The sequence below is a fragment of the Mycobacterium attenuatum genome, from assembly GCF_900566085.1.
GTDB classification, from domain to species: domain Bacteria; phylum Actinomycetota; class Actinomycetes; order Mycobacteriales; family Mycobacteriaceae; genus Mycobacterium; species Mycobacterium attenuatum.
The window spans coordinates 18,208-38,066 of the sequence record NZ_UPHT01000169.1; the positions used below are offsets into that span (position 1 = coordinate 18,208).

21 protein-coding genes, 1 tRNA gene and 1 pseudogene are annotated in these 19,859 nt (G+C 66.9%); 14 read left to right on the top strand and 9 right to left on the bottom strand.

Annotation, left to right across the window (positions count from 1 at the left end):
- Nucleotides 1–47 precede the first annotated feature (47 nt).
- From EET13_RS33000 to acs, 4 genes and pseudogenes are all read left to right on the top strand, one after another.
- A pseudogene (locus EET13_RS33000) lies at nt 48–257 on the top strand (hypothetical protein); the annotation flags it as partial.
- Entirely contained in the window at nt 200–502 is a 303-nt protein-coding gene (locus EET13_RS33005; RefSeq protein ID WP_425294278.1) for an LppU/SCO3897 family protein, read from the top strand. The pseudogene EET13_RS33000 and the gene EET13_RS33005, both read left to right, overlap by 58 nt.
- On the top strand, nt 502–1,050 hold the full coding sequence (locus EET13_RS26605) for a DUF4232 domain-containing protein (RefSeq protein ID WP_122445046.1): 549 nt from the start codon (nt 502–504) through the stop codon (nt 1,048–1,050). Before EET13_RS33005 ends, EET13_RS26605 begins: the two co-directional genes overlap by 1 nt.
- Complete coding sequence (gene acs / locus EET13_RS26610; protein WP_122445047.1) at nt 1,047–2,999, top strand: acetate--CoA ligase; 1,953 nt, start codon at nt 1,047–1,049, stop codon at nt 2,997–2,999. The genes EET13_RS26605 and acs overlap by 4 nt, the downstream gene beginning before the upstream one ends.
- A gap of 12 nt (nt 3,000–3,011) precedes the next feature.
- Here acs and EET13_RS26615 read toward each other — a convergent pair whose 3' ends face one another.
- Entirely contained in the window at nt 3,012–3,710 is a 699-nt protein-coding gene (locus EET13_RS26615) for a chymotrypsin family serine protease (protein ID WP_122445048.1), read from the bottom strand.
- A 248-nt stretch (nt 3,711–3,958) separates the two neighbouring features.
- Between EET13_RS26615 and EET13_RS26620 the strand changes: the two genes are divergently transcribed.
- Together EET13_RS26620 and EET13_RS26625 are read left to right on the top strand one after the other, a co-directional pair.
- Nucleotides 3,959–4,477 carry a phage holin family protein gene (locus EET13_RS26620; RefSeq protein WP_122445049.1) on the top strand — a complete coding sequence of 173 codons (519 nt, stop codon included), beginning with the start codon at nt 3,959–3,961 and terminating at the stop codon, nt 4,475–4,477.
- Nucleotides 4,478–5,446 carry an alpha/beta fold hydrolase gene (locus EET13_RS26625; RefSeq protein ID WP_122445050.1) on the top strand — a complete coding sequence of 323 codons (969 nt, stop codon included), beginning with the start codon at nt 4,478–4,480 and terminating at the stop codon, nt 5,444–5,446. It begins immediately after the preceding gene.
- Here EET13_RS26625 and marP read toward each other — a convergent pair.
- Genes marP through nth form a run of 4 tightly spaced genes read right to left on the bottom strand, consistent with a single transcriptional unit; the run spans nt 5,439 to nt 8,848 of the window.
- Nucleotides 5,439–6,632, bottom strand: a complete 1,194-nt coding sequence (gene marP, locus EET13_RS26630; RefSeq protein ID WP_122445063.1) for an acid resistance serine protease MarP — start codon at nt 6,630–6,632, stop codon at nt 5,439–5,441. The two genes, EET13_RS26625 and marP, sit on opposite strands and share 8 nt — an antisense overlap.
- Before the next feature lie 14 nt (nt 6,633–6,646).
- Nucleotides 6,647–7,432, bottom strand: a complete 786-nt coding sequence (locus EET13_RS26635) for an NUDIX hydrolase (protein ID WP_211189144.1) — start codon at nt 7,430–7,432, stop codon at nt 6,647–6,649.
- Between the two features lie 34 nt (nt 7,433–7,466).
- Nucleotides 7,467–8,102 (bottom strand): TlpA family protein disulfide reductase, encoded by a 636-nt coding sequence (locus tag EET13_RS26640; RefSeq protein WP_122445065.1) that lies wholly within the window; start codon nt 8,100–8,102, stop codon nt 7,467–7,469.
- An 8-nt stretch (nt 8,103–8,110) separates the two neighbouring features.
- Nucleotides 8,111–8,848, bottom strand: coding sequence for an endonuclease III (gene nth, locus EET13_RS26645; RefSeq protein WP_122445066.1), 738 nt, complete (start codon nt 8,846–8,848; stop codon nt 8,111–8,113).
- 116 nt (nt 8,849–8,964) lie between these two features.
- Here nth and EET13_RS26650 point away from each other — a divergent pair, with 116 nt between their 5' ends.
- Nucleotides 8,965–9,312, top strand: a complete 348-nt coding sequence (locus tag EET13_RS26650; protein ID WP_122445051.1) for a hypothetical protein — start codon at nt 8,965–8,967, stop codon at nt 9,310–9,312.
- Between the two features lie 98 nt (nt 9,313–9,410).
- Nucleotides 9,411–10,085 (top strand): cAMP-activated global transcriptional regulator CRP, encoded by a 675-nt coding sequence (gene crp, locus EET13_RS26655; RefSeq protein ID WP_023368605.1) that lies wholly within the window; start codon nt 9,411–9,413, stop codon nt 10,083–10,085.
- A 58-nt stretch (nt 10,086–10,143) separates the two neighbouring features.
- Here crp and EET13_RS26660 read toward each other — a convergent pair whose 3' ends face one another.
- The 3 genes from EET13_RS26660 to sp36 all read right to left on the bottom strand — a co-directional run bounded on the left by EET13_RS26660 (nt 10,144) and on the right by sp36 (nt 11,552).
- Nucleotides 10,144–10,863 (bottom strand): MBL fold metallo-hydrolase, encoded by a 720-nt coding sequence (locus EET13_RS26660; protein WP_122445067.1) that lies wholly within the window; start codon nt 10,861–10,863, stop codon nt 10,144–10,146.
- Nucleotides 10,864–10,935: 72 nt separating this feature from the next.
- On the bottom strand, nt 10,936–11,391 hold the full coding sequence (locus tag EET13_RS26665; RefSeq protein ID WP_122445052.1) for a RidA family protein: 456 nt from the start codon (nt 11,389–11,391) through the stop codon (nt 10,936–10,938).
- A complete protein-coding gene (gene sp36 / locus EET13_RS26670) occupies nt 11,391–11,552 on the bottom strand; it encodes a Sp36 family protein (protein WP_023368608.1) in 162 nt (53 codons plus the stop codon). The genes EET13_RS26665 and sp36 overlap by 1 nt, the downstream gene beginning before the upstream one ends.
- A 76-nt stretch (nt 11,553–11,628) precedes the next feature.
- Between sp36 and bagA the strand changes: the two genes are divergently transcribed.
- Entirely contained in the window at nt 11,629–12,654 is a 1,026-nt protein-coding gene (gene bagA, locus EET13_RS26675) for an ATPase BagA (protein WP_122445053.1), read from the top strand.
- Nucleotides 12,651–13,811, top strand: coding sequence for an ATPase BagB (gene bagB, locus EET13_RS26680; RefSeq protein WP_122445054.1), 1,161 nt, complete (start codon nt 12,651–12,653; stop codon nt 13,809–13,811). The genes bagA and bagB overlap by 4 nt, the downstream gene beginning before the upstream one ends.
- Before the next feature lie 538 nt (nt 13,812–14,349).
- On the opposite strand, the gene EET13_RS26690 is transcribed toward bagB, so the two are convergent.
- Nucleotides 14,350–14,700 (bottom strand): WhiB family transcriptional regulator, encoded by a 351-nt coding sequence (locus tag EET13_RS26690; protein WP_122445055.1) that lies wholly within the window; start codon nt 14,698–14,700, stop codon nt 14,350–14,352.
- Between the two features lie 363 nt (nt 14,701–15,063).
- Between EET13_RS26690 and ponA2 the strand changes: the two genes are divergently transcribed.
- The 4 genes from ponA2 to EET13_RS26710 all read left to right on the top strand — a co-directional run bounded on the left by ponA2 (nt 15,064) and on the right by EET13_RS26710 (nt 19,737).
- The gene (ponA2, locus tag EET13_RS26695; protein ID WP_122445056.1) at nt 15,064–17,478 is read left to right on the top strand and encodes a transglycosylase/D,D-transpeptidase PonA2; all 2,415 of its coding nucleotides are present in this window, start codon (nt 15,064–15,066) and stop codon (nt 17,476–17,478) included.
- A 68-nt stretch (nt 17,479–17,546) separates the two neighbouring features.
- A complete protein-coding gene (locus EET13_RS26700) occupies nt 17,547–18,503 on the top strand; it encodes a metallophosphoesterase (RefSeq protein ID WP_122445057.1) in 957 nt (318 codons plus the stop codon).
- A complete protein-coding gene (gene cds1 / locus EET13_RS26705) occupies nt 18,500–19,609 on the top strand; it encodes an L-cysteine desulfhydrase Cds1 (RefSeq protein ID WP_211186538.1) in 1,110 nt (369 codons plus the stop codon). The genes EET13_RS26700 and cds1 overlap by 4 nt, the downstream gene beginning before the upstream one ends.
- Before the next feature lie 54 nt (nt 19,610–19,663).
- Nucleotides 19,664–19,737 (top strand) — tRNA-Pro (locus EET13_RS26710).
- Nucleotides 19,738–19,859: the final 122 nt, after the last annotated feature.

Genomic DNA, 19,859 nt, shown 5'->3' on the forward strand with positions numbered 1-19,859 from the left:
CTGAGGCGAAGACCTCCCGGCCGTCGTCGCCGAGCACGGGGCCGCCGATGCCGGCGTTTCGCCCGATCACCTCATTGGAGGTGGGCCAGTGCATCGATCAGTTCAGCCTCGGCACCCGAATGCTCAGCGCCGGCCCCGGCGACTGCGCCGACGTGACCTCGACCTATGAAGTGGCTGCTAAGGGTGATGGAGATGCGAAATGCCCGGACGGTCAGCGCGAGGGTTCGGTCTACGACGTGCTCACCGACAAGGGCGCCACGTTGTGTCTCGTCCTGAATTTGAAACAAGGTCAGTGCTACCTGCGAATGGAAGACCGAGCTCGCACCAGCTGCTCTCTCCGGTCGATTGTGACGACGTCCGGTACGCACAACTCAGAGTCGCCCAGCGCGTCGACGGCAGTACCGGCACCGCACGCTGCCCGGATGGAGCGACGCTCATCAGCTACCCGTATCCGGCGCGGCTGTACTGCATGACACCCGTCGGGTCGCAGCCACCGGGATAATGGCCGGCGTGCCCGGATTTCGCCTGCGCAGCAACTACCGCCTCGCGATCGCTGCGGCCACACTTGCCGTAGCCGCAGCCGCCCCGCTGAGTCCGCCGGCCGGCGCCGCGCCGGCCGATCAGCCACCGCCGTGCTCGGCGCAGCAACTCACCGTCACCGCCGGCCAACCGCAGGCCGCCGTGGGCCACCGCGCCGTCACGCTCACGTTCGCGCTCGCGGACGGCGCCACGGACTGCACGCTCAGCGGTTATCCCACCGTCGACTCGGGCGCGGGCGGCCCGCTCCTGCACGCCCAGCACACCCCGCGCGGCTACATGGGCGGCCTGCCCGCAACCGTCGACGTCGCGCCCACCGTCGCCCTGACGCAATCACAGCGTGCCCAGGCCGTCGTGGAAGGCACGGCCATCGACGGCGACGGCAACCCCTGCCCGACCTATACCGAATTGCGCGTCACACCCCCCGGCACCACCACGGCGCTCATCGTGCCGACCGGCATCGAGGCCTGCGAACTGCAGGTTCACCCGGTCGTTCTAGGCTCGCAAGAGTGACCGAGACCTCCGCCGAAGTCCCGTCCTGCTACCCACCGCCGCAACACTTCGTCGAGCAGGCGAACGCCCGCGAAGAGCTCTACCGCGAGGCCGAACAAGACCGCCTCGGCTTCTGGGCCAAGCAGGCCGAGCGGCTGTCCTGGGCGACACCGTTCACCGAGGTGCTGGATTGGTCCGATGCCCCGTTCGCCAGATGGTTCGTCGGCGGCAAACTCAATGTCGCCTACAACTGCCTGGATCGCCACGTCGAAGCCGGCCACGGGGAGCGGGTCGCCATCTACTGGGAAGGCGAGCCCACCGATCACCGCCGCACCCTGACGTATGCCGAGCTGCTGACCCAGGTGTGCCAGGCGGCCAACGCGCTTGCCGGCCTCGGGCTGGTGGCCGGCGACCGGGTCGCCATCTACATGCCGCTGGTGCCCGAGGCCGTGATCGCCATGCTGGCTTGCGCCCGGCTGGGCATCATGCACACCGTCGTATTCGGCGGTTTCACCGCGCACGCGCTGCGCGCCCGGATCGCCGACGCCCAAGCCAAGGTGCTGATCACCACCGACGGCCAGTACCGGCGCGGCAAGCCGATGCCGCTCAAAGACGCCGCCGACGAGGCGGTCAGCGACCCCGACAGCCCGATCGAGAACGTTATAGTGGTGCGGCGCACGGGAATTGACGTCGCATGGAACGCCGATCGCGACCTGTGGTGGCACGACGTCGTCGGCTCGGCCGCACCCGAACACACACCGGAAGCGTTCGACTCCGAGCAGCCACTCTTTCTGCTGTACACGTCGGGCACCACCGGCAAGCCCAAGGGCATCCTGCATACCAGCGGCGGCTATCTGACACAGAGCCGCTACACGATGCACACCATTTTCGACGTCAAACCCGACATCGACGTCTTCTGGTGCACGGCCGACATCGGCTGGGTCACCGGCCACACCTATGGCGTCTACGGCCCGCTGTCCGCCGGGATCAGCGAAGTGCTCTACGAGGGCACTCCGAATACCCCCGACGAACACCGGCATTTCCAGATCATCGAAAGATACGGCGTCACAATCTATTACACTGCGCCGACGTTGATCCGGACGTTCATGAAATGGGGCCGCGACGTTCCGGACGCCCACGATCTGTCCAGCCTGCGGCTGCTGGGGTCGGTCGGCGAGCCGATCAACCCGGAGGCGTGGCGCTGGTACCGCGACGTCATCGGCGCCGGACGCACACCGGTGGTGGACACCTGGTGGCAAACCGAGACCGGCTCGGCAATGATCTCGCCGCTGCCCGGTGTCGCAGCGGCCAAGCCCGGTTCGGCCATGACGCCGCTGCCCGGCATCTCGGCCAAGATCGTCGATGACCACGGCGATCCGATGGAACCCGACACCGAAGGCGGCGAGCACATCACCGGATACCTTGTCCTGGACCAACCGTGGCCGTCGATGTTGCGTGGCATCTGGGGTGATCCCGCGCGGTACCACTACGCCTACTGGTCGAAATACCCAGACAAGGGCTATTACTTCGCCGGCGACGGCGCTCGCATCGATGCCGACGGCGCGATCTGGGTCCTGGGCCGCATCGACGACGTGATGAACGTGTCCGGGCACCGCATTTCCACCGCCGAGGTGGAATCGGCGCTCGTCGGCCATCATGGGGTGGCCGAGGCGGCCGTCGTCGGGGTCACCGACGAGACCACCACCCAGGCCATCTGCGCGTTCGTGGTGCTCTGCGCCAACTACGAACCCGACGACGGCACCGTCGAAGAGCTGCGCTCCGAAGTGGCACGCGAGATTTCACCGATTGCCCGGCCCCGTGAGGTCCATGTGGTGCCCGAACTCCCCAAGACCCGCAGCGGCAAGATCATGCGCAGGCTGCTGCGTGACGTCGCCGAGAACCGGGAGCTCGGTGATACGTCGACGCTGCTAGATCCCGGAGTGTTCGACGCGATCCGGGCCGCCACATAGCTGCTGCGCAGCTCAGCCCGCGATCGGGACGAAGTCCGAGCCGGGCCGGTTCTTGGCGTTGATGTCGGCCAGGTCGGCGTTGATCGACATCACCACCGCCGGGGTGTGCAGCGGAATGTATTTGGTGACGCAGCCGGGCAGGTTCTCGCTGAAGGCGCCGTGGATCATCCCGACCAGCAGGTTGTCGACGGTCACCGGCGCGCCGGAGTCGCCGGGGCCGCCACAAACCTGCATCACGATGGTGCCCGGGTCCTGGCCCGGACCCCAGGTGACCCCGCACGAGTTACCGGTGGATCGCCCTTGTTTGCAAGCGATCTGGCCGAATGTCGGATCGGGGCCGATGCCGTTGATAGCAAAGCCGTTGAAGTCGGCCACCGGCGTCACCTTGGCCGGGTCGAATTTGATCACCGCGTAGTCGAGGCCGTCGTTGCCGGCGACCATCGTGCCCACGGTGCCTTTGGCCTCGGCCCCCTCGGCGGCGACGGGCGCGCCGGGGCCGCCACAGTGCGCGGAGCTGAATCCGATGAGATCGCCGTTCCTGTCGTGGCCGATGGTGGTCAAGGTGCACAGCGTGCCCCCGTTGACGACGATGCCCGCACCGCCGCCCAACGGAACCTTGTCGTCGGCCGTCGCGGTGCCCGCGGGGAGAAACACCATGGCCGAGGACACGGCCACGATCGCCGCGGTGAAGCAGCGGCGCGCCGTCTGCACAGTGGTACTCCCGTCGGTGGTGGGACATCTACCGGACATCACCGGACATCAAAGGGCAGATGCGCCAGTGTAGATGATCGTCAGATTACGTCGATGCGGTTAAGTGTGGCCGTGGGCAGTCAATTTATGAGGTTGAAACCGCCCGGTACCTCACGGTCTTCGGCTGGCCTCGTATGGCACCGAAGCGCATGGCAACATAAACCGCGACTACCGCGAAACCGGGGCCCGTCAAAGCGAGAGGATCGTCTGTGAGCAAACCTGATCGCCAGACCGGTGTGCCCAGCACGCTGACCACGATTCCGTTGGCCGACCCGCACGCCCGGCCCGGTGAGCCGTCGATCGGTGACCTGATCAAAGACGCCACAACCCAGATGTCGACACTGCTGCGGGCCGAGATCGAGCTGGCCCGAGCTGAGATCACCCGCGACGTCAAGAAGGGCCTGACGGGCAGCGTGTTCTTTATCGCCGCGCTGGTGGTGCTGTTCTATTCGACCTTCTTCCTATTTTTCTTCCTTGCCGAACTGCTCGATTCCTGGCTGTGGCGCTGGGCGGCATTTCTGATCGTGTTCGCCCTGATGGTGGTGACCACCGTCGTGCTCGCCCTGTTGGGTTTCCTGAAGGTCCGCCGGATCCGGGGACCGCGCCAGACCATCGAGTCGGTCAAGGAGACCCGCACGGCGCTCATGCCGGGCCACGACAAGACCCCGGCCGTAACCCGCCCTGACGCACCCGAGGGCAAGACGCCCACCGATCCGTCGGGCTGGTAAATGCCGGCACCAGATCCGTCGATGACCCGCATCGACGGGCCATGGCGGCATCTGGACGTGCACGCCAACGGCATCCGGTTCCATGTCGTCGAAGCCATTCCGACCGACCCCGACGCGGCGGAGCCGGCCATACCGGCGATGGCGCGGCCCCTGGTGATGCTGTTACACGGATTCGGTTCGTTTTGGTGGTCGTGGCGTCATCAGCTGCGCGGACTGACCAGTGCCCGGGTGGTCGCGGTCGACCTGCGCGGCTACGGCGGCAGCGACAAACCACCCCGCGGCTACGACGGCTGGACCCTGGCCGGTGACACGGCCGGACTGATCCGCGCGCTGGGACACTCGTCGGCGACGCTGGTCGGTCACGCCGACGGCGGGCTTGCGTGCTGGACCACCGCGCTGCTGCACTCCCGGCTGGTGCGCGCCATCGCGCTGATCAGCTCGCCGCACCCGGCCGCGCTGCGCCGCTCCACCCTGACCAGGCGGGACCAGGGCCGCGCGCTGTTGCCGACATTGCTGCGCTACCAGGTACCGCTGTGGCCCGAGCGACTGCTGACCCGCGATGACGCGGCCGAGATCGAGCGCCTGGTCTGTCTCCGCAGCAACGCCAAATGGGTTGCCTCCGAAGACTTTTCGCAGGCCATCGGTTATCTGCGGCAGGCGATCCGGATTCCGGCCGCCGCGCACTCCGCGTTGGAATACCAGCGTTGGGCGGTGCGCAGTCAGCTGCGCGGCGAAGGCCGGCGCTTCATGAAGTCGATGCGCCGGCAGCTCGGGGTGCCGTTGCTGCACTTACGTGGTGACGCCGATCCCTACGTGCTGGCGGATCCGGTCGAGCGCACCCAGCGTTACGCGCCGCACGGACGCTACATATCCGTGGCCGGCGCCGGGCATTTCAGCCACGAAGAAGCACCCGAGGAGGTCAACCGTCAGCTGGCGCGGTTCCTCGATCAGGTACACCGGCTCAGCTGACGCAGGCCCCGGTGGGGACGCGTTGGGTGTCCCCGATCTTTTCCAGCTGGCTGGCCACCTCGCCGGCGGTCAGCACGAACCCGGTATCGGGGTCGTCGACGGCCGCACCGAACACCACGCCGAGCACCTGACCGTTGAGGTCGATCAACGGCCCGCCGGAGTCTCCTTGCTCCACGTTGGCCCTGATGGTGTAGACGTCCCGGGTGACCGGCTGGGGGCTGCGGTAGATGTCGGGGCCGCTGAGCTTGATGGCCTCCCGGATCCTGGCCGGCGTCGCGGTGAAATTGCCGCCACCGGGATAGCCCAGCACCACGACGCTGGTGCCGGTTCGGGCTTCCTCCTGGGCGAACACCAGCGGCGGCGGCGGCAGATGCGGCACAGCCAGGATCGCGATGTCGACCGACGGATCGTAGGACACCACCGTCGCGTCGAGGGGTTTGCCGCTCGCGAACACCTGCACACTGTTGGAGCCGGCGACCACGTGCGCGTTGGTCATGACGCGTTCGGGCGCAACCACGAAGCCGCTGCCTTCCAGCACCTTCTGACAGCTGGGCGCCAGGCTGCGGATCTTGAGCACGCTCGGCGCGGTGGCCGTCACCACCGGGTTGTCGGCCAGCGCCGGGTCGGGTGAGGCGACCGGAATGACCGGGGTGCGGCTGAACGGCTCCAGCACCTGGGGCAGCCCGGAGGTGTTCAGTAGCGCCGAAAGCCGCTTGGGTACCGTCTTCAGCCAGGTGGGTGCCACCTCATTGACCTCGGCGAGCACCCGCGAACCGCGAACCGCCGCCGCCAGCTCCGGCTGATCTTTCGACTGCGTCAGCGGGGTCGCCAGCAGCCAGGCCGCGGTCAGCACCACGACCAGCTGCACGGCGACCCCGATGATCGAGTCGATCACCCGGACGGGCCGGTTGCGGATCGCGCCGCGCACTGCCCGTCCCAGCACCACACCCGCGACTTCGCCGACCACGACCAGACCCAGGATCAAAAACAGCGCCGCGAACAGCTTGGCGCGCGGGGCGGCGATGTGGCTGACGATGTGGGGCGCCAGCAGCACGCCGGCGACCGCGCCCAGCACCACGCCGGCAAACGACAGCATCGAGCCCAGCGCGCCGGAGCGCCAGCCCGAGATCGCCGCGATGAAGGCGACCGCCAGCACCGCGATGTCCAGCCATTGCGACGGGGTCATAGCGTTCATCGAGTTCATCGCAGTCCACCCTGCTCGCCGACCAGCGACATCGCCTCGTCCAGTTCGCGGACATCGCTGGTGTCCCAGGGCCTGGCCCACCCCGCGACGTCGAGCACTGCCGAAATCACCTGGCCAGTGAACCCCCATACCAGCATGTGGTTGAGCAGAAACGCCGGTCCGGCCCAGCGCCGGCTCAAGGTTCGCCGGTACACCATCAGCCGGTTTTCCGGGTTCACGAACGCGCGCACGGGCACCCGCGCCACCATGGCCGTTTCCGCCTCGTTGACCACGTGCACGGGCCCGGGATCGGGAGAATAGGCCAGCACCGGGACGACGTGGAATCGCGACGGAGCGATGAAGGTGCGCTCCATGGTGGCCAGCGGATGAAGCCTGGACGGGTCGACCCCGGTTTCCTCGTGGGCTTCACGTAAGGCGGTAGCCACCGGACTCTGGTCGCCAGGGTCGGATGCCCCACCGGGGAACGCCGCCTGTCCGGCATGGTGACGCAAGGTCGACGCCCGCACCGTCAGCAGCAGGTCGGCACCGTCGGGGATGCCTCCGTCGGACCGCCCGGACTGCGGTCCCGAGAACAGCACCAGAACAGCGGCTTCCCGGTCGTTACGACGCAGCGATGCGGTCGCCCGGGCTGCGGTCACCATGGCGAGAACATCGGCCGGCAGCCGCCGCCGAACCGCGTCGGGCACCCGGTCGACGTTGTCGATCAGCGGGCGCAGCCAGGACGGGCCGACCTCAGGCGTCAGGGCAACCCCAGCGTTCACCGGCGCCTCCTTGTCGGCCAGGTCGGGTGCACCTGCCCGCCGTCTCTCCAACCGCTCACCACGCCTTGTCTCCGACCGCGGCCGCGATCTCCTCGGCGCTGGCGAAAGCGCGCGGCAGGGTCTGGGCCACGCTACCGTCCGGCCGCACGAGCACCGTCGCGGGCATCACATTTGCCACCCGCAATGCTGCCGCGACCCTACGGCGGCCGTCCTGCAGGGTCGGCAGTCGAACACCGAGATCGGCCAGCCGGAGCAACGCTGCCGTCTCGTTCTCGTCCTGATGCACCGTCACCACCATGACGTCGGGACCCGCCCGACGTTGATACTCGGCCATCGCGGGCAATTCGGCTACGCACTCCGCGCACCAGTACGCCCATAGGTTGAGCAGCACCCGCCGTCCGGCCAGCGCCCGGGCCACGTCGACGGCCGAACCGTCCGCCGCGCATTCCACCAGCACGCCACGCAGGGCCGGCGGTCCGGCGCCGGTGGCGCCCGACGGGCATGGCGGCAGGTCCGCACGCTGGCGCGGGCCAGCCAGCGCTGCGGCGGTGTCGGCATCACGGTGTTCACGCGCCGCCGGCGCCCGTTGGGGTGCGGTGGACGGGGAGTCACGCAGTTGGCATATCAGCGCCACGATGAGGGTGGCCACCGCCGCCAGGACCGCGACGGTCCAGCGGGTTCTGGAGGTCAGTCGCGCTGTCACAGGCCGGCAAGGGCCAGCAGATGCTCGGTTTCGGGGCCCTGGACAAGAGGTGCGGCCAGCAGTGGCTCGGTGGGGCCGAGCCCGAAGGATGGGCAGTCTTTGGCCAGCACGCAGACACCGCACGCGGGCTTGCGCGCGTGGCACACCCGGCGGCCGTGAAAGATCACCCGGTGGCTGAGCACGGTCCACTCTTTGCGTTCGATCAGTTCGCCGACCGCATGCTCCACCTTCACCGGGTCGGTTTCGGCGGTCCAGCGCCACCGCCGCACCAACCGCCCGAAATGGGTGTCGACGGTGATTCCGGGGATGCCGAACGCATTGCCGAGAATGACGTTGGCGGTCTTGCGTCCGACGCCCGGCAGCGTCACCAGTTCTTCCATGGTGGCCGGCACTTCGCCGTCGAATCGTTCGACGAGCGCTTGCCCGAGTCCGATCAACGCGTTCGCCTTGTTACGGTAGAAACCAGTGGGGCGGATGAGGTTTTCCAGCTCGGTGCGCTCGGCCTTGGCATAGTCGAGCGCCGTTCGATATTTCGCGAACAACGCCGGTGTCGTCAGGTTCACCCTCTTGTCGGTGCTCTGTGCCGACAGGATGGTCGCCACTGTGAGCTCGAGCGGATTGGTGAAGTCCAGTTCGCAATATACATGCGGAAAGGCTTGTGCCAGTTGACGATTCATCCTCCGTGCCCGGCGCACCAAGCCGGTGCGGGTTTCGGCGGACCAGCGTTTGGCGATGTCGGGCGGGGGCGTGGCTGGTTTGGACCGGGTTGGCCCGGAGGACTTTGCCGCTGTCACCTACGACAGAGTACTGATTTCGTGATCTGACCGAGACCTCGTGTTGATGCAAGGCCATGTTTACTCTCCTTGTGTCGTGGTTGCTGGTGGCGTGCGTTCCCGCGTTACTCATGCTGACCACCCTCGGCCTCGGGCGGCTGGAACAGGCGCTTTCCTGCGACGCCGTGACCGCTTCTGACGTCGCCGAGTTTCTGGAGCATGCGCAGGCCGCCGACGTACACCGGCTGGCCCGTGAGGGCATGCCGGAGGCGCTGGCTTATCTGCACCGACGGCAGACGCTGGGACAAGCCGAGGCGCCCTCCCCCAGGGCGCTCACCGGAAAGCATCACGCGGATCCGTACCGTGCCGCCCCCCGTTACATCCATTCCCGTGTTAAGGCGACTCGACACGTCAATCGTGTGTAGCGTTGGCACGTCGTACCGATTGGCCTAACCTGTACAGCGGCGCTGGTCAAGATGGACGGCCTGCCCGTATCACTTCGTTGGAAAGCTGAAGAGGCAACGTGGACGAGATCCTGGCAAGGGCAGGAATCTTCCAAGGGGTTGAGCCCAGCGCGGTCGCAGCGCTGACCAAGCAGCTGCAGCCCGTTGACTTCCCCCGCGGACACACGGTTTTCGCTGAAGGTGAGCCGGGCGATCGGCTATACATCATTATCTCGGGCAAGGTGAAGATCGGCCGGCGCTCGCCGGACGGCCGGGAGAACTTGCTGACCATCATGGGACCGTCCGACATGTTCGGCGAGCTGTCGATTTTCGACCCGGGGCCGCGGACGTCCAGCGCGACCACCATCACCGAGGTGCGGGCGGTCTCGATGGACCGCGACGCACTGCGGGCGTGGATCGCCGATCGTCCGGAAATCGCCGAGCAGTTGCTGCGTGTCCTGGCGCGCCGGTTGCGGCGCACGAACAACAATCTGGCCGACCTCATTTTCACCGACGTGCCCGGCCGGGTGGCCAAGCAGCTGCTGCAGCTCGCCCAGCGTTTCGGCACCCAGGAGGGCGGCGCAATGCGGGTCACCCACGACCTGACGCAGGAGGAGATCGCCCAGCTGGTCGGCGCCTCTCGGGAGACGGTGAACAAGGCGCTGGCCGACTTCGCGCACCGCGGCTGGATCCGGTTGGAGGGCAAGAGCGTGCTGATCTCGGACTCTGAACGGCTGGCCCGCCGGGCTCGGTAGTTTCCTCTGCCGAGCCTGTAATTCTGCAGGCCTCCACTCGCGCTTTGGCTGCAAATTTTCAGTCTCGGCGCAGATAATCCAGCTGGACCTGCACGGACCATTCGGCTGCATCCCAGAGCTTTTCGTCGACGTCGACGTAGACATGTTCGACGACCTGACGGCTGGTGGCTTCCTCGCCGAGGTCCCGCAGCGCGCACCGCACCTGTTCGAGCCGCTCATGCCGGTGCACGAGGTATCCGTGCGCAACGGCGGCGAGATCGGCCAATTCGGGCCCATGTCCGGGAAGCACCGCCCGCCGGCCTAAACCGCGCAGCCGATGCAGCGATTCCAGGTAGTCGGAGAGGCTGCCGTCATCCTTGTCGAGGACTGTGGTCCCGCGGCCCAGCACGCTGTCGGCGGTCAGGACGGCATCCTCGAGCAGGAACGACAGCGAGTCTGCGGTGTGCCCGGGGGTGGCCAGCACCGTGATCGCCAGCCCGGCAGCGTCGATCACTTCCCCGTCGCTCAGCGTCACCCCGTCGCCACGCTGGAATTGCGGATTCGCCGAGCGCACCGGTGCCCCGGTCAGCTCGACCAGCTTGTCGATGCCGTCGGTATGGTCGCCGTGGCGATGGCTGATCAGTACCAGCGCGATGCGGCCCAGCGTGGCGATCCGGGCGATGTGTTCGTCGTCACCCGGCCCGGGATCGACGATCACCAGCTCGTCGCTGCTCGGTCCGGATAGCACCCAGGTGTTGGTGCCCTCCAGCGTCATCAGACCGGGATTGTCGGCCACCATTACCGATGCCGCGTCGGTGACCGGCCGCAACCGGCCGTACGCGGGGTGGGTCAGCGACTCGGTCACGATCGCCTAACTGACCTCCACGATCAGCTCGACTTCGACGGGTGCGCCGAGCGGTAGCTCGGACACGCCGACCGCCGAACGCGCATGGGCGCCGTTGTCGCCGAAGACCTCGGCGAGCAGGTCCGAGGCTCCGTTGATGATGCTGGGCTGACCGTGAAAGCCCGGTGCGGAGGCGACGAACCCGACCACTTTGACCACCCGCATCACCGAGTCCAGGCCGACCAGTGAATTCACCGCCGCCAGTGCGTTGAGCGCACATATGCGGGCCGCCGCCTTGGCTTCCTCCGGCGTGATGTCGGCGCCCACCTTGCCCGTGCAGGCCAGCTTTCCAGCCTCGAAGGGCAACTGCCCCGAGGTGTAGACGAGGTTGCCGGTGCGCACCGCCGGAACGTAGGCCGCCAGCGGCGCCGCGATCTCCGGAAGCGTGATGCCCAGTTGCGCGAGCCGGGATTTAGCGTCCATTACTTCGGACGCTTCAGGTAGGCGACATGCTGCTCGCCGGTGGGCCCCGGCAACACCGCGACCAGCTCCCAGCCGTCAGCTCCCCACTGATCGAGGATCTGTTTGGTGGCGTGCGTGAGCAACGGAACCGTCGCGTACTCCCATGCGGAGGGTTGGGTCATGACGGCAGCTTATCCGCCCCTGTTGACAAGCTTCGGCCAGCCCGGTGGCCGGGCGCAGCGGTCGGGCTAGCATGCGATGGTGGCGAACACATCTAGCGACGGTCATCCCGTCGGCTGGCCGTCGCGCTTGTCGAAGGCGCGCTTGCACTTCGTGACCGGCAAGGGCGGCACTGGAAAGTCCACGATCGCGGCGGCGCTGGCGCTGACACTGGCAGCCGGAGGTCGCAAGGTTCTCCTAGTGGAAGTTGAAGGGCGCCAAGGGATTGCGCAGCTCTTTGATGTTCCGCCGCTGCCCTATGAGGAGGTCAAGATCGCGACCGCCGAGCGCGGCGGGCAGGTGAACGCGTTGGCAATCGATATCGAAGCCGCGTTCCTGGAATACCTTGACATGTTCTACAACCTGGGCATCGCGGGCCGGGCAATGCGACGCGTCGGTGCGATCGAGTTCGCGACGACGATCGCACCCGGCCTTCGCGATGTGCTGCTCACCGGCAAGATCAAGGAAACGGTGGTCCGCGTCAACAAGGGGACCAGGAACCCGGTCTACGACGCGATCGTCGTCGACGCGCCCCCCACCGGCCGCATCGCGCGCTTTCTGGACGTCACCAAGGCGGTCTCCGATCTGGCCAAGGGCGGGCCGGTGCATTCGCAGGCCGACGGTGTGGTGAAGTTGCTGCACTCCGATCAGACCGCTATCCATCTGGTGACGCTGCTGGAGGCGTTGCCGGTGCAGGAGACCATGGAAGCCATTGAGGAGCTGGCCGAGATGCAATTGCCGATCGGCAGTGTCATCGTCAACCGCAACATTCCGGCCTATCTGAGTCCCGAGGACCTCGCCAAGGCTGCCGAAGGCGATATCGACGCCGACTCGGTGCGGTCCGGTTTGGCAATGGCCGGAATCGAATTGGCCGGCCCGGATTTCGCGGGTCTGCTGACCGAGACCATCCAGCACGCCAGCCGGATCAGCGCACGCGCCGAGACCGCGCAGCAACTTGACGCGTTGCATGTTCCGAGGCTGGAACTACCCACGATTTCCGATGGTGTCGACTTGGGCAGCTTGTACGAGCTTTCGGAATCACTTGCGCAGCAGGGGGTTCGATGAGCGCCATACCGAAAACCCTTGATATGGCCGCGATCCTGGCCGATACGTCCAACCGGGTTATCGTGTGCTGCGGGGCCGGCGGCGTGGGCAAGACTACCACTGCGGCGGCAATTGCCTTGCGCGCCGCCGAATACGGCCGTACTGTCGTCGTCCTGACCATCGACCCGGCCAAGCGGCTGGCGCAGGCCCTGGGTATCGACGACCTGGGTAATACACCCCAACGGGTCCCGCTGTCCGCGGACGTGCCCGGCGAACTGCACGGAATGATGCTCGACATGCGGCGCACGTTCGACGAAATGGTGGTCCAATACTCCGGATCCGAACGCGCGCAATCGATCCTGGATAACCAGTTCTATCAGACCGTCGCCACATCGCTTGCCGGCACCCAAGAGTACATGGCCATGGAGAAGCTGGGTCAGCTGCTGGCACAGGATCGTTGGGATCTGGTCGTGGTGGACACTCCGCCGTCGCGCAACGCGCTGGATTTTCTGGACGCGCCAAAACGCTTGGGCAGTTTCATGGATAGCCGGCTGTGGCGGCTGCTGCTGGCTCCGGGCCGGGGCATCGGCCGGCTGGTCACCGGTGTGATGGGTTTGGCCATGAAGGCGATGTCCACGGTGCTCGGCTCGAAGATGCTGAGCGATGCGGCCGCATTCGTGCAATCACTGGACGCCACGTTCGGGGGTTTCCGTGAGAAGGCGGACCGAACGTACGCATTGCTGAAGCGGCGCGGTACCCAGTTCGTGGTGGTGTCCGCAGCCGAGCCCGATGCGCTGCGCGAGGCGTCATTCTTCGTCGACCGGCTGACCGAAGAAGGCATGCCGCTGGCCGGGCTGGTGTTGAATCGCACTCACCCGATGCTGTGCGCGTTGCCTGTCGAGCGGGCTATCGACGCGACCGAAACCTTGGAGGAGGAGCACAGCCAGTCGGCGGCCGCCTCACTGGCGGCTGCGGTGCTGCGGGTCCATGCCGACCGCGGGCAGACGGCCAAGCGGGAAATCCGGCTGCTGTCCCGATTCACCGGGGCCAATCCGCATGTGCCGGTCGTCGGTGTCCCGTCATTGCCCTTCGACGTCTCCGACCTGGATGCGCTGCGCGCGCTCGCTGACCAGATCACTTCGGTCGGCGACGATGCGGCCCGCGCAGCGGGCCGCTGAGAAGCCGACCAATTAGGGCCCGGTCGGCGACGATGCGGCCCGCGCAGCGGGCCGCTGAGAAGCCGACCAATTAGGGCCCGGTCGGCGACGATGCGGCCCGCGCAGCGGGCCGCTGAGAAGCCGACCAATCAGGGCCCGGTCGGCGACGATGCGGCCCGCGCAGCGGGCCGCTGAGAAGCCGACCAATCAGGGCCCGGTCGGCGACGATGCGGCCCGCGCAGCGGGCCGCTGAGCACTCCATACGCGTGGGTCATCGAGTGTGAGTCGACGGCGTCGACCGTGAAGCCAGGGTGCGCCCGCGCCGGTTTGTTCCGCCCTAGTCACACGCTGGACGCCGTCGACTCACACTCGATGCCGCGAACTTCGTGAAACCGCCACCCACCGCGCCGAGCAACGATACGGTTAGAAAACCCCGCTATTGCGCATGCGCCAGTTCCTATTGGGCACAAGGCAATTAGAGTTGCGCGACAGCCACCGTAACGAAAATGTAATGAGGAACGAGGGGCAGATCGGCGCCCCGGACCCCTGTTTCAGAGGACTAGCCGACGCTGCGACGCTTGCGCTTGTCGAGGTAGTCCGACCACGAAACCACCTCAGGATGCTGTTTGAGCAGTGCCCGGCGCTGACGCTCGGTCATGCCGCCCCACACACCGAACTCGACCTTGTTGTCGAGCGCGTCGGCAGCACATTCCTGCATCACCGGACAATGGCGGCAGATCACTGCGGCCTTGCGTTGCGCGGCTCCCCGGACGAACAGTTCGTCGGGGTCCGTCGCCCTGCACAGCGCTTTTGATACCCAGTTGATCCGTTCTTCCGCATCGACACTGCGCAGAACGTTGGGCGTGGACGTTAGGTTGGTCCGCCGAGCGGCTGGACGTGTACCTGACACGAGCTGATCCCTTCCTCCCGGCCGCTCAACCGCGACCGCCCTCCTCGGATACCAGCCGATGATGCGACCTACCACACACTGTGCCCATCGGTGTTACCTGAATCTCACTGCGCTTATAAGTTAGGTGCTCAGATGGTAATTGCGCAACAGTCTGATAACGCTATTTTTGGGACGGGCGTCCCGACTTCTGCCGATCGGCCGGGGGAAAGGCGCCCCCTCGGTCCCCGATTAGGTCCCTGACCTGTGACGCACGCGCAAAATAAGCGTCGGGGTGCCGACGGCGCCGACGTCAACCGCTTTCCTAAGAATTTTCTTCAGTCGCGCGGCGCGGGGGCGTGACAGGGGGCCGCTACTGTAGTACGCATGTCCGATCGCCCCCCGGTGGCGCTTACCCTGCTCAAGCTCGCGGGATGTTGTGTGCTGGCCAGCGTCGTGGCCGCCGCTCTGATGTTCCCCTTCGCGGGCGGTCTCGGGCTGATGTCCAACCGTGCCTCCGAGGTAGTGGCCAACGGCTCGGCTCAGCTCCTACAGGGAGAGGTGCCAGCGGTCTCGACGATGGTCGACGCCAAGGGCAACACCATTGCGTGGCTGTACTCGCAGCGACGGTTCGAGGTGCCGTCGGACAAGATCGCCAACACCATGAAGCTGGCGATCGTCTCCATCGAGGACAAGCGCTTCACCGACCACAACGGCGTCGACTGGAAAGGCACTCTCACCGGACTGGCCGGCTATGCCTCCGGCGACCTCGACACCCGCGGCGGCTCGACCATCGAGCAGCAGTACATCAAGAACTACCAATTGCTGGTCACCGCCCAGACCGACGCCGAGAAGCGGGCAGCCGTCGAGACCACTCCCGCGCGCAAGCTGCGCGAGATCCGGATGGCGCTCACCCTGGACAAGACCTTCACCAAGTCCGAGATCCTGACCCGCTATCTGAACCTGGTGTCGTTCGGCAACAACTCTTTCGGTGTGCAGGACGCGGCGCAGACCTACTTCGGTATCAACGCCTCAGACCTGAACTGGCAGCAGGCGGCGCTACTAGCGGGCATGGTCCAGTCGACCAGCGCACTGAACCCCTACACCAACCCCGAGGGCGCGCTGGCTCGGCGCAACCTGGTCCTCGACACCATGATCGAGAACATCCCGCAGGAGGCGGACGCTCTGCGTGCCGCCAAGGCCCAGCCGCTGGGAGTCTTGCCGCAGCCCAATGAGCTGCCCCGGGGCTGCATCGCCGCCGGTGACCGTGCCTTCTTCTGCGACTACGTCCAGGAGTACCTGTCGCGCGCCGGGATCAGCAAAGAGCAGCTGGCCAGGGGTGGCTATCTCATCCGCACCACGCTGGACCCCGACGTCCAGGTGCCGGTCAAGGCGGCCGTCGACAAATTCGCGCCCCCCAGCCTGGCCGGCATCTCCAGCGTGATGAGCGTCATCCTGCCGGGCAAGGATTCGCACAAGGTCGTCGCGATGGCCAGCAACCGCAAGTACGGCCTGGACACCGAGGCCGGCGAAACCATGCGGCCCCAGCCGTTCTCGCTCGTCGGCGACGGCGCGGGATCGATTTTCAAGATCTTCACCACGGCCGCCGCGCTCGACATGGGCATGGGCATCAACGCCCAGCTGGACGTGCCGCCCCGCTTCCAGGCCAAGGGCCTGGGCAGCGGTGGCGCCAAGGGCTGCCCCAAGGACACCTGGTGCGTGGTCAACGCCGGAAACTACCGCGGGTCGATGAACGTGACCGACGCGCTGGCCACCTCCCCGAACACCGCCTTCGCCAAGCTGATCTCGCAGGTCGGGGTCAGCCGCACCGTCGACATGGCGATCAAGCTGGGCCTGCGGTCCTACGCCAATCCTGGCACCGCGCGCGACTACAACCCCGACAGCAACGAGAGCCTGGCCGACTTCGTCAAACGGCAGAACATCGGTTCGTTCACCCTAGGCCCCATCGAGGTCAACGCGCTGGAGCTGTCCAACGTCGCGGCCACACTGGCCTCCGGAGGCGTGTGGTGCCCGCCGAACCCGATCGACAAGCTGATCGACCGCAACGGCAACGAGGTTTCCGTCACCACCGAGACCTGCGAGCAAGTGGTGCCCGAAGGGCTGGCCAATACCCTTGCCAATGCGATGAGCAAGGACGCCGTGGGCAGCGGCACCGCGGCGGGCTCGGCCGGTGCGGCGGGCTGGGACCTGCCCATGTCGGGTAAGACGGGCACCACCGAAGCCCACCGGTCGTCGGGCTTCGTGGGTTTCACCAACCGCTATGCGGCGGCGAACTACATCTACGACGACTCGACGTCGCCGACCGATCTGTGTTCCGGCCCGCTGCGCCATTGCGGCAGCGGTGACCTCTACGGCGGCAATGAGCCGGCCCGGACCTGGTTCACCGCCATGAAGCCGATCGCCAACAATTTCGGCGAGGTGCACCTGCCGCCGACCGATCCGCGGTATGTCGAGGGCTCCGCGGCTTCCCGGGTACCCAGCGTGGCAGGGCTGGACGTGGATCAGGCGCGGCTGCGTCTCAAGGATGCGGGCTTCCAGGTTGCCGATCAGCCCAATGCGGTCAACAGCACCGCGAAGTACGGCGAAGTGGTCGGAACCTCGCCCAGCGGCCAGACCATCCCTGGTTCGATCATCACGATTCAGATCAGCAACGGGATCCCGCCGCCACCGCCGCCGCCACCGGAGGACGGGCCCCCGGCCCCGATCGGTTCGCAGGTCATCGAGATTCCCGGCTTGCCGCCGATCACCATTCCGCTGCTGGCGCCGCCGCCGCCTCCGTAGGCACTTCGGCAAGCACCAGTGACGTAAGCGACGAGCGATCAGTCGCCGACCGGCAGTAGGCTGCCTGCATGGCTGTTTCGCCCGTACTGTTACGCACCGGCGCCGTCGCGCTCGGCTCGATCGTCGCCGGGATCGGTTACGCCGCGCTGATCGAACGCAACGCGTTCGTGCTACGCGAGATCACCATGCCCGTCTTGAGCCCGGGCTCTACACCGCTGCGGGTCCTGCATATCAGCGACCTCCACATGCTGCCCGGCCAGCGCCGTAAACAAGCGTGGTTGCGTGAGCTGTCCAGCTGGGAGCCCGACCTGGTGGTCAACACCGGTGACAACCTGGCCCATCCCAAGGCGGTGCCGGCCGTGGTGCAGGCCCTGGGCGACCTGCTGCATCGGCCGGGTGTCTTCGTGTTCGGCAGCAACGACTACTTCGGACCGCGCCTGAAGAACCCCGCCAATTACCTGATCAACCCGGGCCACCGCGTCCACGGCGAGCCGCTGCCCTGGCAGGATCTGCGGGCGGCCTTCACCGAACGCGGCTGGCTCGACCTGACCCATAACCGTCGCGAGTTCGAGGTGGCAGGCCTGCACATCGCCGCGGCCGGGGTGGACGACCCGCACATCGATCGGGACCGCTATGACACGATCGCGGGCCCAGCGAGCCCGGTCGCAAACCTGCGGCTGGGGCTGACCCACTCGCCGGAGCCCCGGGTGCTGGACCGCTTCGCCGCCGACGGCTACCAGCTGGTGATGGCCGGCCACACCCACGGCGGGCAGCTGTGCCTGCCGTTCTACGGTGCCCTGGTCACCAACTGCGGGTTGGACCGGTCGCGCGCCAAGGGGGCCTCCCAGTGGGGCCCGAACATGCGGCTGCATGTCTCCGCGGGGATCGGCACCTCACCCTTTGCGCCGGTACGGTTTAGCTGCCGGCCCGAGGCGACCCTGTTGACGTTGATCGCCAGCCCCATGGGCGGCCGGGACTCGAACACGAACCTGGGCCGTTCGCAACCCAGCGTGTCGGTGCGGTGAGCGATCGGACCCGCATCGCGGTCCGCAGCCTGTCACGCAGCTGGACGGACAATGCGATTCGGCTGATCGAGGCCGATGCCCGGCGCAGCGCCGACACCCACCTGCTGCGTTATCCGCTGCCGTCGGCCTGGTGTGCCGACGCTGACGTCGCGCTGTACCTGAAGGACGAGACGACACACATCACCGGCAGCCTCAAACACCGGCTGGCGCGCTCGCTGTTCCTGTACGCGCTGTGCAACGGCTGGATCGGGGAGAACACGACGGTGGTCGAGGCGTCGTCGGGTTCGACGGCGGTGTCGGAGGCCTACTTCGCGTCGCTGCTGGGTCTGCCATTCGTCGCGGTGATGCCGGCGGCGACCAGCGCGGCGAAGGTGGCGCTGATCGAAGCACAAGGCGGCCGTTGCCATTTCGTCGAAAGCTCCAGCCAGGTCTACGCGGAGGCGGAGCGGGTCGCGGCCGAGACCGGCGGGCACTACCTGGACCAGTTCACCAACGCCGAGCGCGCCACCGACTGGCGCGGCAACAACAACATCGCCGAGTCGATCTATGCGCAGCTGGTCGAGGAGAAGCACCCCGTCCCGGACTGGATCGTGGTGGGTGCGGGAACGGGCGGAACCTGCGCGACGATCGGGCGCTACATCCGCTACCGGCGGCACGCGACCCGGTTGTGCGTCGTGGACCCGGAGAATTCGGCGTTCTTCCCCGCCTATGCCGAAGGGCGGTCCGACGTCGTGATGTCCGCCTCGTCGCGAATCGAGGGGATCGGCCGGCCGCGGGTCGAGCCGTCGTTTCTGCCCAGCGTGGTCGACCGCATGGTGTCGGTTCCCGACGCCGCGTCCATCGCGGCCGCCCGCCATGTCAGTACCGTGCTGGGACGCCGGGTGGGGCCGTCCACGGGCACCAATCTGTGGGGAGCATTCGGTTTGTTGGCCGAGATGGTGGCCGACGGCCGCAGCGGTTCGGTGGTCACCTTGCTCGCCGACAGCGGCGACCGCTACGCCGACACCTACTTCGACGACGACTGGGTCAGTGGGCAGGGGCTCGATCCGAGCGGCCCGGCCACGGCCCTGGCCGAGTTCGAACGCTTCTGCACCTGGAACCCGTGAGCCCGCGGTTTGGCGAGTCGACGGCCCGGTGCGATAGGCTGTCGTGGCTTCAAGCGGGGTGTGGCGCAGCTTGGTAGCGCGCTTCGTTCGGGACGAAGAGGCCGTGGGTTCGAATCCCGCCACCCCGACCCATGTGATGTGTTAGGACATCGGAATAGCTCTGAACCTGCATTTTGGGTTCAGGGCTTTTTCTTTGGGCGGTCGCTGGGCAGTCCTCGGGGTTGGTAGTTCCTGGTCGGGTCGATGGTTA

Coding starts and splice junctions, on each gene's coding strand:
- ponA2 (WP_122445056.1), top strand. CDS start 15,064: ATGTCCGATCGCCCCCCGGTGGCGCTTACCCTGCTCAAGCTCGCGGGA.
- bagA (WP_122445053.1), top strand. CDS start 11,629: ATGGTGGCGAACACATCTAGCGACGGTCATCCCGTCGGCTGGCCGTCG.
- EET13_RS33005 (WP_425294278.1), top strand. CDS start 200: ATGCCCGGACGGTCAGCGCGAGGGTTCGGTCTACGACGTGCTCACCGA.
- EET13_RS26605 (WP_122445046.1), top strand. CDS start 502: ATGGCCGGCGTGCCCGGATTTCGCCTGCGCAGCAACTACCGCCTCGCG.
- EET13_RS26665 (WP_122445052.1), bottom strand. CDS start 11,391: ATGGACGCTAAATCCCGGCTCGCGCAACTGGGCATCACGCTTCCGGAG.
- EET13_RS26650 (WP_122445051.1), top strand. CDS start 8,965: ATGTTTACTCTCCTTGTGTCGTGGTTGCTGGTGGCGTGCGTTCCCGCG.
- sp36 (WP_023368608.1), bottom strand. CDS start 11,552: ATGACCCAACCCTCCGCATGGGAGTACGCGACGGTTCCGTTGCTCACG.
- marP (WP_122445063.1), bottom strand. CDS start 6,632: ATGACCCCGTCGCAATGGCTGGACATCGCGGTGCTGGCGGTCGCCTTC.
- EET13_RS26700 (WP_122445057.1), top strand. CDS start 17,547: ATGGCTGTTTCGCCCGTACTGTTACGCACCGGCGCCGTCGCGCTCGGC.
- bagB (WP_122445054.1), top strand. CDS start 12,651: ATGAGCGCCATACCGAAAACCCTTGATATGGCCGCGATCCTGGCCGAT.
- EET13_RS26625 (WP_122445050.1), top strand. CDS start 4,478: ATGCCGGCACCAGATCCGTCGATGACCCGCATCGACGGGCCATGGCGG.
- EET13_RS26660 (WP_122445067.1), bottom strand. CDS start 10,863: ATGGTGGCCGACAATCCCGGTCTGATGACGCTGGAGGGCACCAACACC.